General features: G+C 29.8%; 15 protein-coding genes and 1 riboswitch. Of the genes, 13 read left to right on the top strand and 2 right to left on the bottom strand.

Features of this window, described 5'->3' with window-relative positions:
• The first annotated feature begins 1 nt into the window (after position 1).
• From GCL60_RS01100 to cspE, 6 genes are all read left to right on the top strand, one after another.
• Positions 2 to 991 (top strand): ABC transporter substrate-binding protein, encoded by a 990-nt coding sequence (locus tag GCL60_RS01100; RefSeq protein WP_153418012.1) that lies wholly within the window; start codon positions 2 to 4, stop codon positions 989 to 991.
• 527 nt (positions 992 to 1518) lie between these two features.
• Positions 1519 to 2112, top strand: coding sequence for a substrate-binding periplasmic protein (locus GCL60_RS01095; protein ID WP_419964826.1), 594 nt, complete (start codon positions 1519 to 1521; stop codon positions 2110 to 2112).
• A gap of 136 nt (positions 2113 to 2248) precedes the next feature.
• Positions 2249 to 2989, top strand: coding sequence for a substrate-binding periplasmic protein (locus GCL60_RS01090; RefSeq protein WP_153418010.1), 741 nt, complete (start codon positions 2249 to 2251; stop codon positions 2987 to 2989).
• A 141-nt stretch (positions 2990 to 3130) separates the two neighbouring features.
• Positions 3131 to 5032, top strand: a complete 1902-nt coding sequence (mnmG, locus tag GCL60_RS01085) for a tRNA uridine-5-carboxymethylaminomethyl(34) synthesis enzyme MnmG (protein WP_153418009.1) — start codon at positions 3131 to 3133, stop codon at positions 5030 to 5032.
• 144 nt (positions 5033 to 5176) lie between these two features.
• Positions 5177 to 5902, top strand: coding sequence for a substrate-binding periplasmic protein (locus GCL60_RS01080; RefSeq protein ID WP_153418008.1), 726 nt, complete (start codon positions 5177 to 5179; stop codon positions 5900 to 5902).
• A 107-nt stretch (positions 5903 to 6009) separates the two neighbouring features.
• On the top strand, positions 6010 to 6228 hold the full coding sequence (gene cspE / locus GCL60_RS01075; protein WP_153418007.1) for a transcription antiterminator/RNA stability regulator CspE: 219 nt from the start codon (positions 6010 to 6012) through the stop codon (positions 6226 to 6228).
• A gap of 4 nt (positions 6229 to 6232) precedes the next feature.
• Here cspE and GCL60_RS01070 read toward each other — a convergent pair whose 3' ends face one another.
• Together GCL60_RS01070 and thiD are read right to left on the bottom strand one after the other, a co-directional pair.
• A complete protein-coding gene (locus tag GCL60_RS01070) occupies positions 6233 to 6925 on the bottom strand; it encodes an MBL fold metallo-hydrolase (protein ID WP_153418006.1) in 693 nt (230 codons plus the stop codon).
• Between the two features lie 102 nt (positions 6926 to 7027).
• Positions 7028 to 7855 carry a bifunctional hydroxymethylpyrimidine kinase/phosphomethylpyrimidine kinase gene (gene thiD, locus GCL60_RS01065; protein WP_153418005.1) on the bottom strand — a complete coding sequence of 276 codons (828 nt, stop codon included), beginning with the start codon at positions 7853 to 7855 and terminating at the stop codon, positions 7028 to 7030.
• Between the two features lie 35 nt (positions 7856 to 7890).
• Positions 7891 to 7996: riboswitch (TPP riboswitch) on the top strand.
• Between the two features lie 152 nt (positions 7997 to 8148).
• On the opposite strand from thiD, the gene thiC reads away from it, so the two are divergent.
• The 7 genes from thiC to GCL60_RS01030 all read left to right on the top strand — a co-directional run bounded on the left by thiC (position 8149) and on the right by GCL60_RS01030 (position 15994).
• A complete protein-coding gene (gene thiC, locus GCL60_RS01060) occupies positions 8149 to 9804 on the top strand; it encodes a phosphomethylpyrimidine synthase ThiC (protein WP_153418004.1) in 1656 nt (551 codons plus the stop codon).
• Between the two features lie 19 nt (positions 9805 to 9823).
• Entirely contained in the window at positions 9824 to 10921 is a 1098-nt protein-coding gene (locus GCL60_RS01055) for an FAD-dependent oxidoreductase (protein ID WP_153418003.1), read from the top strand.
• Positions 10909 to 11121 carry a sulfur carrier protein ThiS gene (thiS, locus tag GCL60_RS01050; protein ID WP_153418002.1) on the top strand — a complete coding sequence of 71 codons (213 nt, stop codon included), beginning with the start codon at positions 10909 to 10911 and terminating at the stop codon, positions 11119 to 11121. Before GCL60_RS01055 ends, thiS begins: the two co-directional genes overlap by 13 nt.
• Complete coding sequence (locus GCL60_RS01045; RefSeq protein WP_153418001.1) at positions 11122 to 11892, top strand: thiazole synthase; 771 nt, start codon at positions 11122 to 11124, stop codon at positions 11890 to 11892.
• Between the two features lie 14 nt (positions 11893 to 11906).
• Positions 11907 to 12554 carry a thiamine phosphate synthase gene (locus tag GCL60_RS01040; protein WP_153418000.1) on the top strand — a complete coding sequence of 216 codons (648 nt, stop codon included), beginning with the start codon at positions 11907 to 11909 and terminating at the stop codon, positions 12552 to 12554.
• The gene (locus GCL60_RS01035) at positions 12541 to 13632 is read left to right on the top strand and encodes a HesA/MoeB/ThiF family protein (protein WP_153417999.1); all 1092 of its coding nucleotides are present in this window, start codon (positions 12541 to 12543) and stop codon (positions 13630 to 13632) included. The genes GCL60_RS01040 and GCL60_RS01035 overlap by 14 nt, the downstream gene beginning before the upstream one ends.
• Before the next feature lie 142 nt (positions 13633 to 13774).
• On the top strand, positions 13775 to 15994 hold the full coding sequence (locus GCL60_RS01030) for a hypothetical protein (RefSeq protein WP_153417998.1): 2220 nt from the start codon (positions 13775 to 13777) through the stop codon (positions 15992 to 15994).
• The last annotated feature ends 59 nt before the right edge of the window (positions 15995 to 16053 follow it).

Raw genomic sequence — 16053 nt, 5'->3', positions numbered from 1 at the left:
TATGAAAAAAAGAAAAAATACTTTTTTTATTATATGTTTCCTTTTTTTTACTTTCCAAGTATTTGCCGGAGAAAAAGATATTGTTGTTGTTGAAAGCTACAGCCAAAAAATTCAATGGGATGTAGATTATGCAAATGAAATTAAAAAATCATTAGGTAACGATTACAAAATTACATTTTTTGAAATGAATACAAAAGTATTGCCTCCTCAAGAACATCAAGGAATGGGAATAAAAGCTATAAATTTAATTTCTAAAATAAAGCCTACTTTAGTTATTCTTGGGGATGATCCTGCTTTAAAATTTGTAGGACCTCAACTTGAAAAAGATCAAATTCGCACAGTTTACTTAGGGATAAACGATAATCCTCGAATTTATTTTGATCAAGAACCAAAATATGTGACGGGCGTTTTAGAGCGTCCCTTGATCAGAAGATCTGCCGCTTTTATTAAAAAAATAATCCCACAAGCTAAAAAGGTATTAATTTTATTTGATCATGCTAGAACATCGGAAATTGTCTTTAAAGATTTTTTTGATAATCAATCTTCTGTTTCATTTTCAGATATTAAATATGATATTTTTCTTTTAAATAAATTTTCAGATTGGAAAAATTTAGTTATAAAAGCAAATAAAGAATACGATGCTATTATTATTGGTCTCTACTTTTCATTAAATGAAAATAATAAAAATGTGAATCACGAAGAAGTATTAAAATGGTCATCAAAAAACTCAAAAAAACCAGTTTTTGCTTTTTGGGATTTTGCTGTAGGAAAAGAAAAATCATTAGGAGGACTCGTCATAACAGGCACTAGTCAGGGAATAGCGGCTGCAGAAGTAGCACAAAAACTTTTGAAAAACTCACAACTAATGCCAAACTCAATTTATCCAATTTATTTACAAGAAGGAAAATTTATTTTTAGTAAATATGAGTTAAAACAAAAAAACATAACTTTACCCGAAAGCATTTCAAATGAAAGCATATTTTTAGAATAGCTCATAAATTCATATTATAAAATTATTCCATATACTTTTAATGCAGAAAACGACAATACTACAGGTAAATATAATATAATGTAATATAATAAACTCATAAATTACCTCTTAAATAAAAATAATATGAATTATATAGTTACAATAAATATCAAATAATTTAAATTGGATAAAAGTAATTGACGAATATTTAATCTTTTTTTAACTTAATTTTAATCTTATTAAATTTAATGCTTCAAAAGCTAAATAGGCTGCCGTCATTTTTTTTACATGCCACTTTTTATAATTTATTTAAAATATTTCATTATTAATAATAAAAGAATAATTGTTTAAATTTATAAAATAGAATGGAATTAAAATTGACAAAAGCTCACTTATTTTACGTTTTTATCTTATATTTGATAAATTTTTTCATTTTTCACAACGCAGAAGCTTTTACCTTTGATAACATAGAAGTCTTTACGACGGATAAGCTTAATCCAATAGTTATAATTAATAAAAATAAACTGGAAGGAATAAGTGGAGAATTTTTGGCTGAATCAACCAAAAATCAGGTAAAAAATTTAAATTTAAATGTACTTCCTTGGCCTAGGGCACAATCTGAATTGCAAAAAGTGAAAAATAGTTTAATTTTACCTTTATCAAGAACTAAAGATCGAGAAATTAAATACAAATGGGTTTCAAAAGTATTTGATGACCCTGTCTGCGTATTTACTTCCCGACCTGATATTATTGTTAAAACAAAAGAGGATCTTAAAAAACTAAAATCCATTGGAATCATACGAAGCGGTTCAGAAGCAGAGCATCTAAAAGATTATCCTCTAGAAGATTCTATAGATTTAAATGAACTTGCCGTAAAATTAAATTTGCATAAAGTCGATGCCGTTGTATCAGGATATTCGGTAACAAGCTATAATTGGAAAATGAATAATTTTGACCCATCCATTTTAAAATGTGCCCTTATTGTTTCTATAAATCAGCAATATATAGCAGCTTCTTTAACTAGCGATGATAATTTTGTATCCACTTTGGCTAAAACAATGGAAAAATACAAAACCACAGTAGAATATAAATCTTTGTTAAAAAAATATAACGTAAGCTCTGAAAATAAAAACACAAAATAAAAATATTTAGAACTCTATAAATTCTAAAAACTTTTATTAATTTTTGTGTCATTTTTTTTTCATAACATAAAATTTTATTGTATTTATGCTAGAATTGATAAAAATTTAGTGCACGTAACTTTATGAAAGGAAGTTTATGTATTTTACAAAAAATTTCACAAAATTTTTGTTTCTTTGTTTTTCAATTTTGTTAACTCCACTTTCTTTTGCTGCCAATAAACTTGTTTTAGTTACGGAAAACTATCCACCATTTAATATGGAAGAAGGTGGAAAAATTGTAGGAATGTCGACAGATGTTATGAGAGAACTTCTAAAAAGAGAAAAAATAGAGTATTCACTTGAACTTTTTCCATGGGCAAGATCTTATAAAATGGGATTAGAAGAAAAAAATACGGTTGTTTACTCAACAACAAGAACTCCAGAAAGAGAAGCTCTGTTTAAATGGGTTGGCCCTCTTGTTTCCAATGACTGGGTCTTTTTTGCTAAAAAAGGCAGTACTATAAAAATTAATAGCTTGGATGATGCCCGTAAATACTCAGTGGGTGGTTACAATGAAGATGCCATCTCTGATTATTTGCTAAAGCAAAATTTTGTAAAAGGTAAAAATATTCAACTTGCTACAAATGAAAAACAAAATGCTTTAAAATTAGAAGCAGGTAGAATTGATCTTTGGGCAACTGGATCCCAATTAGGACCATGGGTTTCTAAAGCGGAAAAAACAGGAAAAATAGTTCCACTTTTTACATTTAAAAAAGCAGAAATGTATGCCGCTTTCAATAAAGACACAGATGATGCTTTAATTAAAAAATTAAATGATACTTTAGATAAAATGAAAAAAGATGGTACAGTAGGAAAACTTTTTGATAAATATAAATAAAGAAATTCAGTCCTTCCTAATATGATTCCTCTCGTCTTTTTAATAACCCTTGTACCGTAACACGATTACAGGTAATACAACTGAATCTAGAGTCTGCTATCTCAGGGGCTCCGATTTATCTTAGTAATTACAGGGGTTTTTATGCGTTCACTAAACTATGATGTTGTTGTTGTTGGCGGTGGTCATGCGGGTTGCGAGGCAGCCCTTGCTTCCGCACGCATGAATAAAAAAACACTGCTCATCACAATGAGTATAGATCGCATAGGACAAATGTCCTGTAATCCTGCCATTGGTGGTACAGCTAAAGGACATTTAGTAAAAGAAATCGACGCTTTAGGTGGCGAAATGGGTGCTGCTATTGATAAAACAGGCATTCAATTTCGAGTATTAAATAAAAGCAAAGGTCCTGCTATTTGGTCGAGCCGCGCTCAGGCGGATATGGATCTTTACCGCAGTTATATGCGTAAAACACTTGAAGACACCCCAAATCTAGATATTTTACAAGATACTGTCGCTTCCTTAATCATTGATAACAATGCCGTTGTTGGCGTAAATACTTCACTTGATCAATCTGTTCATTCCTCCTGTGTTATCTTAACGACAGGAACTTTTTTAAATGGTTTGATACACATAGGTGAACGACGCATAACGGCAGGACGTGCTGGCGAACCTGCTAGTATAGAACTCGCTCAAGCTCTTAAAGATTATGGCTTTCAAGTAGGAAGAATGAAAACGGGGACAACCCCTCGTCTCGATGCTCGATCCATTGATTTTTCAAAACTAGAACGTCAAGATAGCGATCCTGACTTTGTTCCTTTTAGCATGCGAACAAAAGAAATGAACCAAAAGCTTGTTCCTTGTTACATTACACATACAAATGAAAAAACACATGAAGTTATCCGCAGCCACATGCATTTATCTCCATTATATAGTGGAATTATAACGGGGATTGGCCCTCGCTATTGCCCCAGCATTGAAGATAAAGTTGTAAAATTCCCAGAAAGAATTAGCCACCAAATTTTTATTGAGCCAGAAGGCTATCAAACACACGAAATTTATCCAAATGGAATTAGCACGAGTTTACCAATTCATGTCCAAGAAGCCTTTTTAAAGACAATAGCTGGTTTTGAAAATGTGATTATCATGAAGCCAGGGTATGCTATTGAATATGACTATGTTCAACCTACAGAGTTACACCCTACCCTAGAAACAAAAAAAATTGCGAATTTATATTTTGCGGGACAATTAAACGGCACAACGGGTTATGAAGAGGCTGCCGCTCAAGGTTTAATTGCAGGAATAAATGCTGCTTTAAAAGCAGATGGAAAAGCTCCTTTTATCTTAAGCAGATCAGAAAGCTATATTGGCGTTTTAATTGATGATCTTACAACTCTTGGAACAAATGAACCTTATCGTATGTTTACAAGCCGTGCAGAAAATAGGTTAAAATTAAGAGAAGACAACGCTGACGCCCGTCTTTCTGAATATGGAAAAAAACTTGGGCTAATAAATGAAGAAATCTATGTTGAGTTTAAAGATCGCATTCAAAAAATGGAGTCTGAAAGAGCACGCATCAAAGGAATTTGGTTAAATCCAACCCCTGAATTAAATGCAAAGTTAACTTCATTCCAATTACCTGAAGTCTCAAATAATGTAACGTTAGAAGCTTATTTAAAAAGACCTGAAACAAATATACGTAATTTAAGAGAATCAGGTCTAATTTCAAATTATGATCTTCGTATTTTAAGATGTCTTGAAATTGAAGTAAAATATGATGGGTATATTAAAAGAGAAGAAACTTTAAGTGATAAATTAAAAACATTTGATCATGTTTGGATCCCAAAAGAATTTAATTATGCTAAAGTGAGTGGCCTTTCTCGTGAAGTTGTAGAAAAGCTAAAACGTCATAATCCAAGTACACTTGGCCAAGCATCTAGAATTAGTGGAATCACTCCAGCAGCTGTTACATTATTACATACCATGATTGACAGAGAAAGAGTGATTAAAAAGACAAAAGAAACAACTATAGAACACTCCTTATAAGGAAAAAAGAGATTCTTTTTTCCTTTTTTTAATTGTTTATTTTCATATTGCCAAAAAATTATCTCATTAAAAATTAAAATATGATAAATTAAAGTCTATATTATAAATCAAATATATTAACTTTATCAAATCTATTGGTGATTCATGAAAAAATTAATTATTAGACTATTATTATTATTATTTACTCAAAATTCGTATTCACAAAATCAAGGCAATATTGATATTGCTAAAATCATGTATACGGAAAATCAAATATTAGGATCAAAAATTCTGAAAGAAATATACTCAAAACTAAATATAAATGTTTATTTTATAGACTTACCAGGTTTTAGAGCGATTGAAGAAGTAACACAAGGAAGAGTAGTAGGTGAAGTCCATAGACCTTTTTCCTTTGGAGAAGAGCATCCTATGCTAATTCGAATCACACCCGCAATAAATTATATGCAACTAAAAGCATTTTCAAAAAATAAAAGCATAAAAGTTGATGGCTGGAATTCTATTTCAAACTACAGAATTGGCATAATAAAAGGTTCTGTCTATGTTGAAAAAGCAACAAAAAATATGCCAAATGTATTTTCTGTGAATACATTAGAACAATTGATAGAAATGAATTTAAAAGATCATATTGATTTATTTATTACCGATGAATATAATGCATTAATTATTTTAAAAAGATTAAAACAAAGTGATAAAATTAAACCTTTATCTAAACCCTTAACAGGAAGAATAGATTTATATCATTATATAAATAAAAACTACAAAGATATAGCAGATAAAGTTCAGGTTGTAGTTGAAAAAATGAATAAAAGTGGAGAATTGGAAACTTTAAATAAAAAATTGAGAATAGAATCTATCAAAAATGCAAAATAGTTTATTCCATTTTTCTATTAAAATAAATTTTTAAAAAATGAAAATCGTTTACAAAACAAATCATTTTATATATACTGATTACAGTATCATTTGGAGGTTCGAAAAATATGGATAGTAGTGCTAAAATAAAAGGAACAGTAAAGTGGTTTAACGAAACTAAAGGATTTGGTTTTATTACACCTGATGATGGCTCTAAAGATGTTTTTGTTCACTTTTCAGCAATCAATAGTAACGGCTTTAAATCTCTTGCTGAAGGCCAAAAGGTCGAGTTTCAAATTCAACAAGGACAAAAAGGCCCTTCTGCTGTGAATGTAGTTCCCATGTAAAAAATCATTCTAAACCACCTAAAATATTTGCAGGCACGGACTCACTTATTTTTTTTGGTGGTGGCAAGTTCCATGAATTCAATTCTTTTTCAAAATCATCATAATTTGTTAGCTTAATCATTTTATTTAATAACTTTTCTTCTTTAATATTTGAAACAAATCGGTTGTTATAGTCATGCCCTGGATAAATTAATGTATCTTCATGTAAACTTATAATTTTTTGTAAAGAAGAATACATTTCTTTTATACTTCCTTGCTGAAAATCAGTTCTTCCACAAGAACCTATAAATAAACAATCACCCGTCATTAGACGATTATTATCAAATAAAATAGAAACAGAATCTTTTGTATGCCCCGGAGTTTCAAAAAATTGAATTGTATAGCCACCAATTTTTCTAGAATCTTTATCATTTACTCGAGTTACTTCATAGGTCGCATCCGAAAGTTTTCCTACAATCACTTCCGAAAATGGAAAATGTTTTTTAAGTTGCATAATAGCAGTTATATGATCTGCATGCGTGTGTGTCTCTATTAAATATTTTAAATTCCAATCATTTTTAAATAACAATTCTTTATATTCATTCACATTTTCTCTTACAGAATCTATTATTGCGACTTCTTTAGTTAAGGAATCGCCTAAAATATAAGTATAGGTTGAAGTTGTTGGATCTTTTAATTGCCTAAATATTATGCCCATATAAACTCCTCGCCATTTTAAACTGTAACAGCAATATATAATGGAATTATCTAACTGGCAAAAAGAATTTATATTTTTTATTTTATCATAATAATTTTTAAACTAGTCTTGAAAATGACAAACAGGCCCCATTCCATTTCCAATCTTATATAAAGATCCTTTTAAAAGTGAGTTCGATATATATTTTTTAGCAAATCGAAAGGATTCTTCTACTGAAAAACCTTTTGCTAAATGAGCAGTAATGGCGGACGAAAACGTACATCCTGTTCCATGTGAATTTTTAGTTTCTATTTTATTGGATTCTAGCCAGAGAATTTTCACTTTTGAGTTTTCGCGCATTGCCAAACAATCAGGAGAAACCGATGAATCATGAAAATGCCCTCCTTTAATAATTACAGATTTAGGACCCATGGATAACAATTCAATGGCAGCATATTTCATTTCATTTAATGAATTGATTTTTTTTCCTAAAATAATTTCAGCTTCAGGTAAATTAGGAGTTAAAATATCTGAAATTGGAAATAAATTTATTTTTAATTTATCTAAAGCACCATCTTCAATTAATTTAAAATTATTTTTAGAAAAGATAACAGGGTCTAAGACAATATTTTTACAAGAATAAGATAATAATTTATCTGTAACAATATCAATAATATCTTTCGAAAAAAGCATACCTATTTTAATTGCATCAAATCCAATATCGCCTAATACACAATCTAATTGAGAGATGATAATCTTTTTTGGAATTTCATGTATATCATAAACCCCTAAAGTATTTTGAGAAGTAACAGCTGTTACGACAGAAGCTCCATAGCACTTAAATTCATGAAATGTTTTTAAATCGGCTTGAATCCCTGCTCCTCCTCCCGAATCCGATCCTGCAATTGTTAAGGCTTTATCATAATACTTATAGTCGTCTTCGATTTTCATGACTAGACATCCTAAAAAATTAAAGTTATAAAATTCTTGATCACCAGAGGAGCCCTTACAGGGCTGAGATTGCTATTTCAGCTAAACTCTTGGAACCTGATCTGGATTATGCCAGCGTAGGAAGAGTGATAAGTTTTGTTTAATAAAGCCTTACATAAACATTTTAAAAATTTTGGTTTTCATGCAGCGCAAAAGCAAAATTTTTACCTAAAATCAATTAAACACATCTTTGTTTTCTTTTCCATAATTTTAGCTGGATTTCCAAAAAATTTTTTAAATAAAGGAATCACCAGGTGGAAATTTTTGATAATTTTAATCCAAAAGAAATTTTTAAAGACCAGCCAGAAAGCAAAAAAAATTATATTAATGGAACGATTTATAACAATATAAAAGTTCCTATGCGTGAAATAAAAATTTTAGGAAATAAGAAAAAAGATCAAGAAAAAAAATTATATGTTTATGATTCTTCAGGCCCTTACTCAGATGAAGATACCAATATTAATATCAAAGAAGGACTACACCCTTTAAGAAAAGAATGGTTATTAAAAAGAAAACCAATTCATGGTTCTACGAGTCAAATTTCTTATGCAAAAAAAGGAATTATTACAGAAGAAATGGAATTCGTTGCCATAAGAGAGTCTCAAAAAAATGAAATTTTATTTGAAAAAAACTTAGAAAGAGAAAATCGTTTAAAAAGCAGAAATAAACATTTTACAATTCCTGAAATCATTACTCCAGAATTTGTCAGAAAAGAAATTGCTTCTGGAAGAGCTATTATTCCCTCTAATATAAATCATCCCGAAGTTGAGCCCATGATTATTGGCAGATCTTTTTTAACAAAAGTAAATGCAAATATAGGAAATTCGGCAATTCATTCTTCAATTGAAGGAGAATTAGAAAAGTTACTATGGTCTCTTCGCTGGGGAGCAGATACGATAATGGATCTCTCTACGGGAAAAAATATTAAAGAAACAAGAGAATGGATCTTAAGAAACTCACCAATTCCAGTTGGAACAGTTCCGATGTACCAAGCATTAGAGAAAGTTGGTGGCAATATTGAAGATTTAAATTGGAATGTATATCGAGATGTTATTATAGAACAAGCAGAACAAGGAGTGGATTACTTTACAGTGCATGCCGGTATATTGTTACCTCATGTGCAATTAACAAAAAATAGAATGACAGGAATTGTCTCTCGTGGCGGTGCCATTATGGCAAAATGGTGCACAACACATCATAAAGAAAATTTTATTTATACCCATTTTAAAGAGCTTTGTGAAATCATGCGTCATTACGATATTTCATTTTCTCTTGGTGATGCACTTCGCCCTGGCTCCATTGCAGACGCAAATGATGAAGCCCAATTTGCAGAACTAAAAACCCTTGGTGAACTTACAAAAATAGCATGGAATTATGATGTACAAACAATGATTGAAGGACCTGGTCATGTTCCTTTACATTTAATTCAAGAAAATATGGAAAAACAATTTGAATATTGTCATGAAGCTCCTTTTTATACGCTTGGACCTCTAACAACCGACTTTGCTCCTGGATATGATCATATTACAAGCGCAATTGGTGCCGCTGTGATAGGATGGTATGGATGCGCTATGCTTTGTTACGTTACACCAAAGGAACACCTGGGATTACCCAATAAAGATGATGTAAAACAAGGACTCATCGCATATAAAATAGCTGCCCATGCTTCGGATCTTGCCAAAGGACATCCCGCAGCACGAAGTAGAGATGACGCGTTATCATATGCTCGTTACCATTTTCACTGGGAAGACCAATTTCATTTATCATTAGATCCTGAAACAGCTCGCAAACATCATGATGAGTCTTTACCAGAAGAAAAAAACTTACATACACCTTATTGCTCTATGTGTGGTCCTCGATTTTGTTCTATGAGAATCAGTTCTCAAATTTATGAAGATAAAAAGATATAAAAAGAAAGAGGTAACATAAGTGAAAATTGGAATTATAGGTGCTGGTATTATGGGGCGCCTTATAGCAATTGAACTTCTAAAAAAGAATTATCCTATTTCACTTTTTGAAAAAGATGACATTTTATCAAGCCATTCTTGCGCAGCTACAGCAGCAGGAATGCTTGCACCATGGTCAGAAGCAACGGAATCTACCGATTTGGTTTTTGAATTAGGATTGTACTCATTAGATCTTTGGCCTGAAATATTAAACTCTATAAATTCGAGTGATCTCTTTATGAGAAATGGAACAGCTCATTTAGCTCTTTATAGAGAAAAATACAAATTAGACAATGCCCTAAGTCGTCTTAAAATGAGAAATATAAATATTAATTATAAAGAAATAAATGATTTAAACAAGGAGCAGTTGATTGGTAATTATTCCGAAAATTACTCAGCTGGATATTATTTACCAAATGAAGCAAGCATAGATCCAAGAGCATTTTTAGAGCGTAGTAATTTATTTTTTAAAAAAAATAATTTAAATTTTTTTGCAAATACAAAAGTAAACCATTTTAGTAAAAATAAAATATCTACAAACGAAGGCAATTATGAATTTGATATTGTTATTAATACAACGGGAATGGGATGTAAAAAAGAATTTAAGGCAAATCTCAATCTTTTAAGAGGTGTGCGTGGCTCTTTATTACTTGTGGAAGCCCCCCTTGTTAATATTCATTCTATTATTCGTTTAATGCATTTACGATATCCTGTTTATATTGTCCCACGAGGAAATCATAAATATATTATTGGTGCAACCAGTCATGAATCAGAATGTATAAAACCCATGACAGTGGAATCTTTATTGGAATTATTAAGTGTAGCGACTCATTTTGATAAAGGATTTTTAGAGGCTCATATATTAGAACAAAGAGTAAATTTAAGACCTACTTTTGAAAATGGATCACCACAAATTCACAAAATAAACGATGTTTATTACATTAATGGGTTATATCGAAACGGAATTACAATTTCACCAGCAATAGCAAATATTTTTTGTAAATATTTAGATGATTTTAAATTTAAAAATACAAATAATAATATTGATAAATATTTATTGGAGAAATTATGGATAAATTAAAATTAAAAATAAATGGTGTAGAAAAATTTTATGATAATGAAATTTATTCTATAAAAAATTTACTAGATAAGGAAAATATTAATATCCAAGGTGTTGCTATTTCTTTAAATCGAGTCTTTGTTCCAAAGAATAAAATATCAAATATCGTTCTAAAAAACAATGATGATATTGAAATTGTTACACCTTATGAAGGAGGCTAAATGTTAAATTTATATGGTGAAAATTTTACTTCACGTTTTCTTATTGGAAGCGCCAAGTATACCTCACTTAAAGTTTTAAAAGAATCTGTTATGGCTTCAAACTCAGAAATTATTACAGTTTCTTTAAGAAGACTTTCACCAAATGTATCTGAAAAAAATACATTTTGGGAAACCATAAAATCATTAAATTTAAAAATACTACCTAATACTTCTGGCTGTTACCAAGCTAAAGATGCTGTAACAACAGCTCTTATGTCTAGAGAAATATTTGAGACAAATTGGATTAAATTAGAAATATTTGGAGATAGTCTTACCTTACAACCTAATCCCTATGAATTACTAAAAGCAACAGAACAACTTATAAAACAAGATTTTTGTATTTTTCCTTATATGACAGAAGACTTAGTGATTGCAAAAGAACTTGTTAACTTAGGTTGTAAAGTTTTAATGCCTTGGGCCTCTCCCATTGGATCTGGAAAAGGAATTATGAATCCTTTTCATTTAAAGATTTTAAGAGAAAGATTTCCTGAAATTAAAATTATTATTGATGCAGGACTAGGAGCACCAAGTCATGCTGCTTATGCATTAGAACTTGGAATGGACGCCGTACTTTTAAATACAGCAATTTCAGACGCTCATGACCCCATTGAAATGGCAAAAGCATTTTCCTTATCCATTCAAGCAGGTAGAAAAGCTTACTGCAGCGGTTTAATTCCTCAAAATGATTTTGCTATTTCAAGTTCACCCATCATAGGAATTCCATTTCAATAAGGAAATTGTTGTTCATGCTTTTTGAAGAAAAACAAAATATGAAACTATATCCCATTGCGGATAGCTATAGCTGGATAGTAAAATTAATTTCGTGGGGTGTAAAAACAGTTCAATTAAGAATTAAATTAGATCCTCTGACAGAAAATAATAGTCTTCAAAAAATCGAAAATGAAATTAAAAATTCAATACAATATTGTCAAAGTCATAATTGCCAGCTTTTTATCAATGACTACTGGGAAATTGCTTTAAAGTATAAAGCTTTTGGAGTTCATTTAGGGTATGAAGATTCATTTCATGCAGATATATCTTCTCTTCATAAAAATAAAATTAGATTCGGTTTAAGTACGCATGATACAAATGAATTAAATTATGCCTTAGAATTAAACCCTTCTTATATTGCATTGGGGCCAATTTTTCCTACAAAAACAAAAGAAATGAAATTTTCACCTCAAGGAATAGAAAAAATAAGTATATGGAGAAATAAAATTCCAAAAAGTATTCCTTTAGTTGCTATTGGTGGGATTAAATTAGAAAATGCACATGAAATTTACATATATGGTGCGGATAGTATTTCTATTATTCATGATTTTATGAGCTCATCATGTCCTGAAGAAAGAATAAAAGATTGGCTAAATATGGCGAATAATAATGAATTTAAATAAATACTCTAGACAAATAGCTCTTCCTTTTATTGGCATAGAAGGCCAAGTAAGTTTATTTCAAACTAAAATTTTAATTATTGGAGCAGGTGCATTATCACATAGTTCTTCTATTTATTTAACAACAAGTGGAATTGGACATATTTCGATTATTGATTTTGATATTATAGAAGAATCGAACTTATCACGTCAAATTTTTTTTAGACAAGAAGATATTGGAAAGTATAAAGCTGAAATACTATCTAAAAATTTAAAAAATTATAATAAAGACCTCAATATTAGTTTTTATAATACAAAATTTACCGAAAATATTTTTAATGAAATGAAAACAAATTTTGATATTATTTTAAATGCTAGTGACAATTTTGAAACTAGAAAAATAATAAATACCATAAGTTTAAAATATAATATACCATGGGTTGATATTGGAATCTTTCAAACTAAAGCTCACTACTGTTTATTTAAGCCAGGATATGGCTGTTACCATTGTTTATTTCCAGATATTATTGAATCAAATGAAAATTGTTCTTTAATGGGTGTACTCAGTCCTATTTGCGGCATAATGGGTTCTTTTGCAGCAAATGAAATTATTAAGTTTATTATTTTAAATCCTAATTCCAAAATTAATCACTATTTTAATTTTAATTTTATGGAAAATACATTTAAAGAATATTATTGGACTAAAAATTTAGAGTGTGAATTATGTTGTAATTATAAATATTCATTAGAAATAAAATCGAAATTAAAAAAGGATCAATATGAAATTAATTTTGAACATATATTAAACAGAAATGACAACTATTTCATTATTTATTTAGATGAAGATTTTAAAAAAACAAAACAATACTTAACTTTAAAACAACAAAGTATACCCTTTATTCAAAAATCTATTTATCATTTTTTTGATAATAATAAAATTGAAAAACTAGCTAATAAACACTATTTTTATAATAAAAAATTAATTTTAATCTGTAAATTTGGGATAAAAAGCAAAACAGCTTGTGATATCCTTAGAAAAAATAAATTTCATTCCTATTTCTTAAGCAAGACCCAAAAGCAAAGTATCTTAAATTTAGACTAATTCTAAAAATATAATATTTAAATTGATATTTCTAAAACATTAATAACATTAATAAATAATATTAAACATTTAATTCTAAATTCTTTATTGACAAAACCGATAAGGATAACAGTTCATAATCATAACAACTTAGGAGAAAATTATGAAGAACTATCCTTTTCAATCTCAAAGTAAAAGGTCTTTATCAATAAAAACATTATCGTTTTTATTGACTCTTTTTCTACTCTCTTCTTGCTCTAAAGGAGGAGGTAGTGGTGGTGGTAGCGATTCTCAAAATGCCTCAGCCAATGTTGTAAATGAAAATCCAGCATCAAATATGCAAAATTATTTGCTTATTGGTGCTAAAGGAAGATCAGAGACGGGATCTGTCTTTAAATGCAGTCTAGATGGTACAGATTGTGTTGAGTTTTTAGGTGGAAAAATAGGTCTACCTAGCTCTCCTGAATTAAAGTTACAAAATGACGATTCCTTTGGTTCAAGTATTTCAGCAAATGATAAATATATTTTTATTGGATCTAATTATAAAAATGGATTTGATCAGTACAACAAACCAGCAGCAAAAAATCCGAATGGCGCTATTTATAAATGCGATTTAAATGGTAAAAACTGCACAATTATTGCAACTGATTCCTTAAAATTAATTACAAATGATAACTTTGGTACAAGTTTATTTGCAACAAAAGACGCGATTTATACTGGTGCCATTGGTAGAGACGGCGGTACTCCATCACAAACAAATTTATATGATTTTGGTGCTGTTTTTAAATGCGACAGTGAAGGTGCAAATTGTACTGAATTTATTGCAGGTAAAAATGCAAATAGTACGATTAAAAAAGATTTAAAAGTAAATGATCATTTAGGTACAGCAATATATATATCAAACTCTAATATTTATATTGGTGCAAAAGATAAAAATAATTTTAATGGCTCTGTTTTCAAATGTGATTTATCAGGCCAAAATTGTATTCAGTTTGATACAGCGCCTTTAAAATTAATTACAAATGATAATTTTGGTGTGAGTTTGTCAGGGAATGAAAACAATATTTTTATCGGTGGCATTGGTAGAGATAGTGGTCAAACAAATGTTCCTGATTTATACGATACAGGATCTGTATTTCAATGCGATTTAAATGGTAAAAACTGTCTAGAACTTCTTGGTGGCCAAAACCAAACAAGTCGAAAAGCACTTGGACTTGCTGTCAATGACAATTTTGGATCTAGTATTGCCGTAATTGGTGATAGCATTTACATTGGCGCGATGAATAGAAAAGATGTTTCTGGCAAAAGAACTGGTTCTGTTTTTAAATGTAAAATTGATGGAACAAATTGCAATGAGCTCATTGGTGGCAAATCTATAAACTTGAATTCATCAAATACTCTGAGCTTAAAAGAAGGTGATTTATTTGGTTCTAGCATTACTATTGTTACTTTACCAAAAACAGAAACTGGGTTTATTTTAAGAGATATTTATAAAACAATAGCAAAATCTTCTTATAGCCTATTTAATAGCAATGTTACACCTGTGTTCAGTGCTCAAATAGCTACTGCTTGCGATTCCTCTGAAGTAACTAACCAAGAATTGAATCCAGATTCAAAAATTTTAAAATTAGCAAAAGACAAAAACTGTAAAATATCCATTACAAGCTTAAAATTAGATAAGGAAGAATTAAAGCCTACAGACCCAAGCACAGCGCTTCAATTTTCTGTGGATAATGATAAAAAAACATCTGCATTAGATAAAGCGGTATTATATACTTCAACTTCTGGGGCAAAATATTATTTAAATATTACTTCTAATAATCCAGGAACATTTGTTATTGGAGTAACAGACTTAGAAAAAAGATTTACTGCTTCAAACTTTAATTTTGTAAGCTTTGATTTAATTTACGATGGAAAAACAAATGCACCATCTGTATTAGACAAAACAAATTACTATAAAGATAAAGTACCAGCAAGCCATTCAATTGGTTATGTATTACCTAACTCAAAAGAAGACAAAGCTCATACCATTACTTGGGGTGGCGATACAGGAAAAAACCCTCCAACATTTAATATAAATATTCATAACTTAACTGACTCAAGCACAAATCAAATTACTTTAGTAGGTAACAGTATTCCTGGAAATTGTCCTACATACACAAATTGGCCATTAACAACTGCTGTTGGAATTGCTTGTGGTCCTGAAGCAAGTGGTAATTTCTCTAAAGGATTTACAGTTAAATTTGATCCTGCTTTAAATGCTTCTTTAGCCCCTGGAAAATATGTGGGTGGTTTTCACTTACAAGCAATCGACTGGCATGATCCAAATATATTTCAAAATATTGTAATCATGTTAGATATTACAATTCCAAAAAAACCATAAACCTTTTTAATAATCAGAAATTGGCCTCAGAGTTTTAACAAGCTCTGAGGTTTTTTATA

Source organism: Silvanigrella paludirubra (assembly GCF_009208775.1).
Taxonomy (GTDB): Bacteria; Bdellovibrionota_B; Oligoflexia; order Silvanigrellales; family Silvanigrellaceae; genus Silvanigrella; species Silvanigrella paludirubra.
The sequence above is the reverse complement of the archived record's forward strand: the minus strand, read 5'-3'. Positions and strand labels throughout refer to the sequence as shown.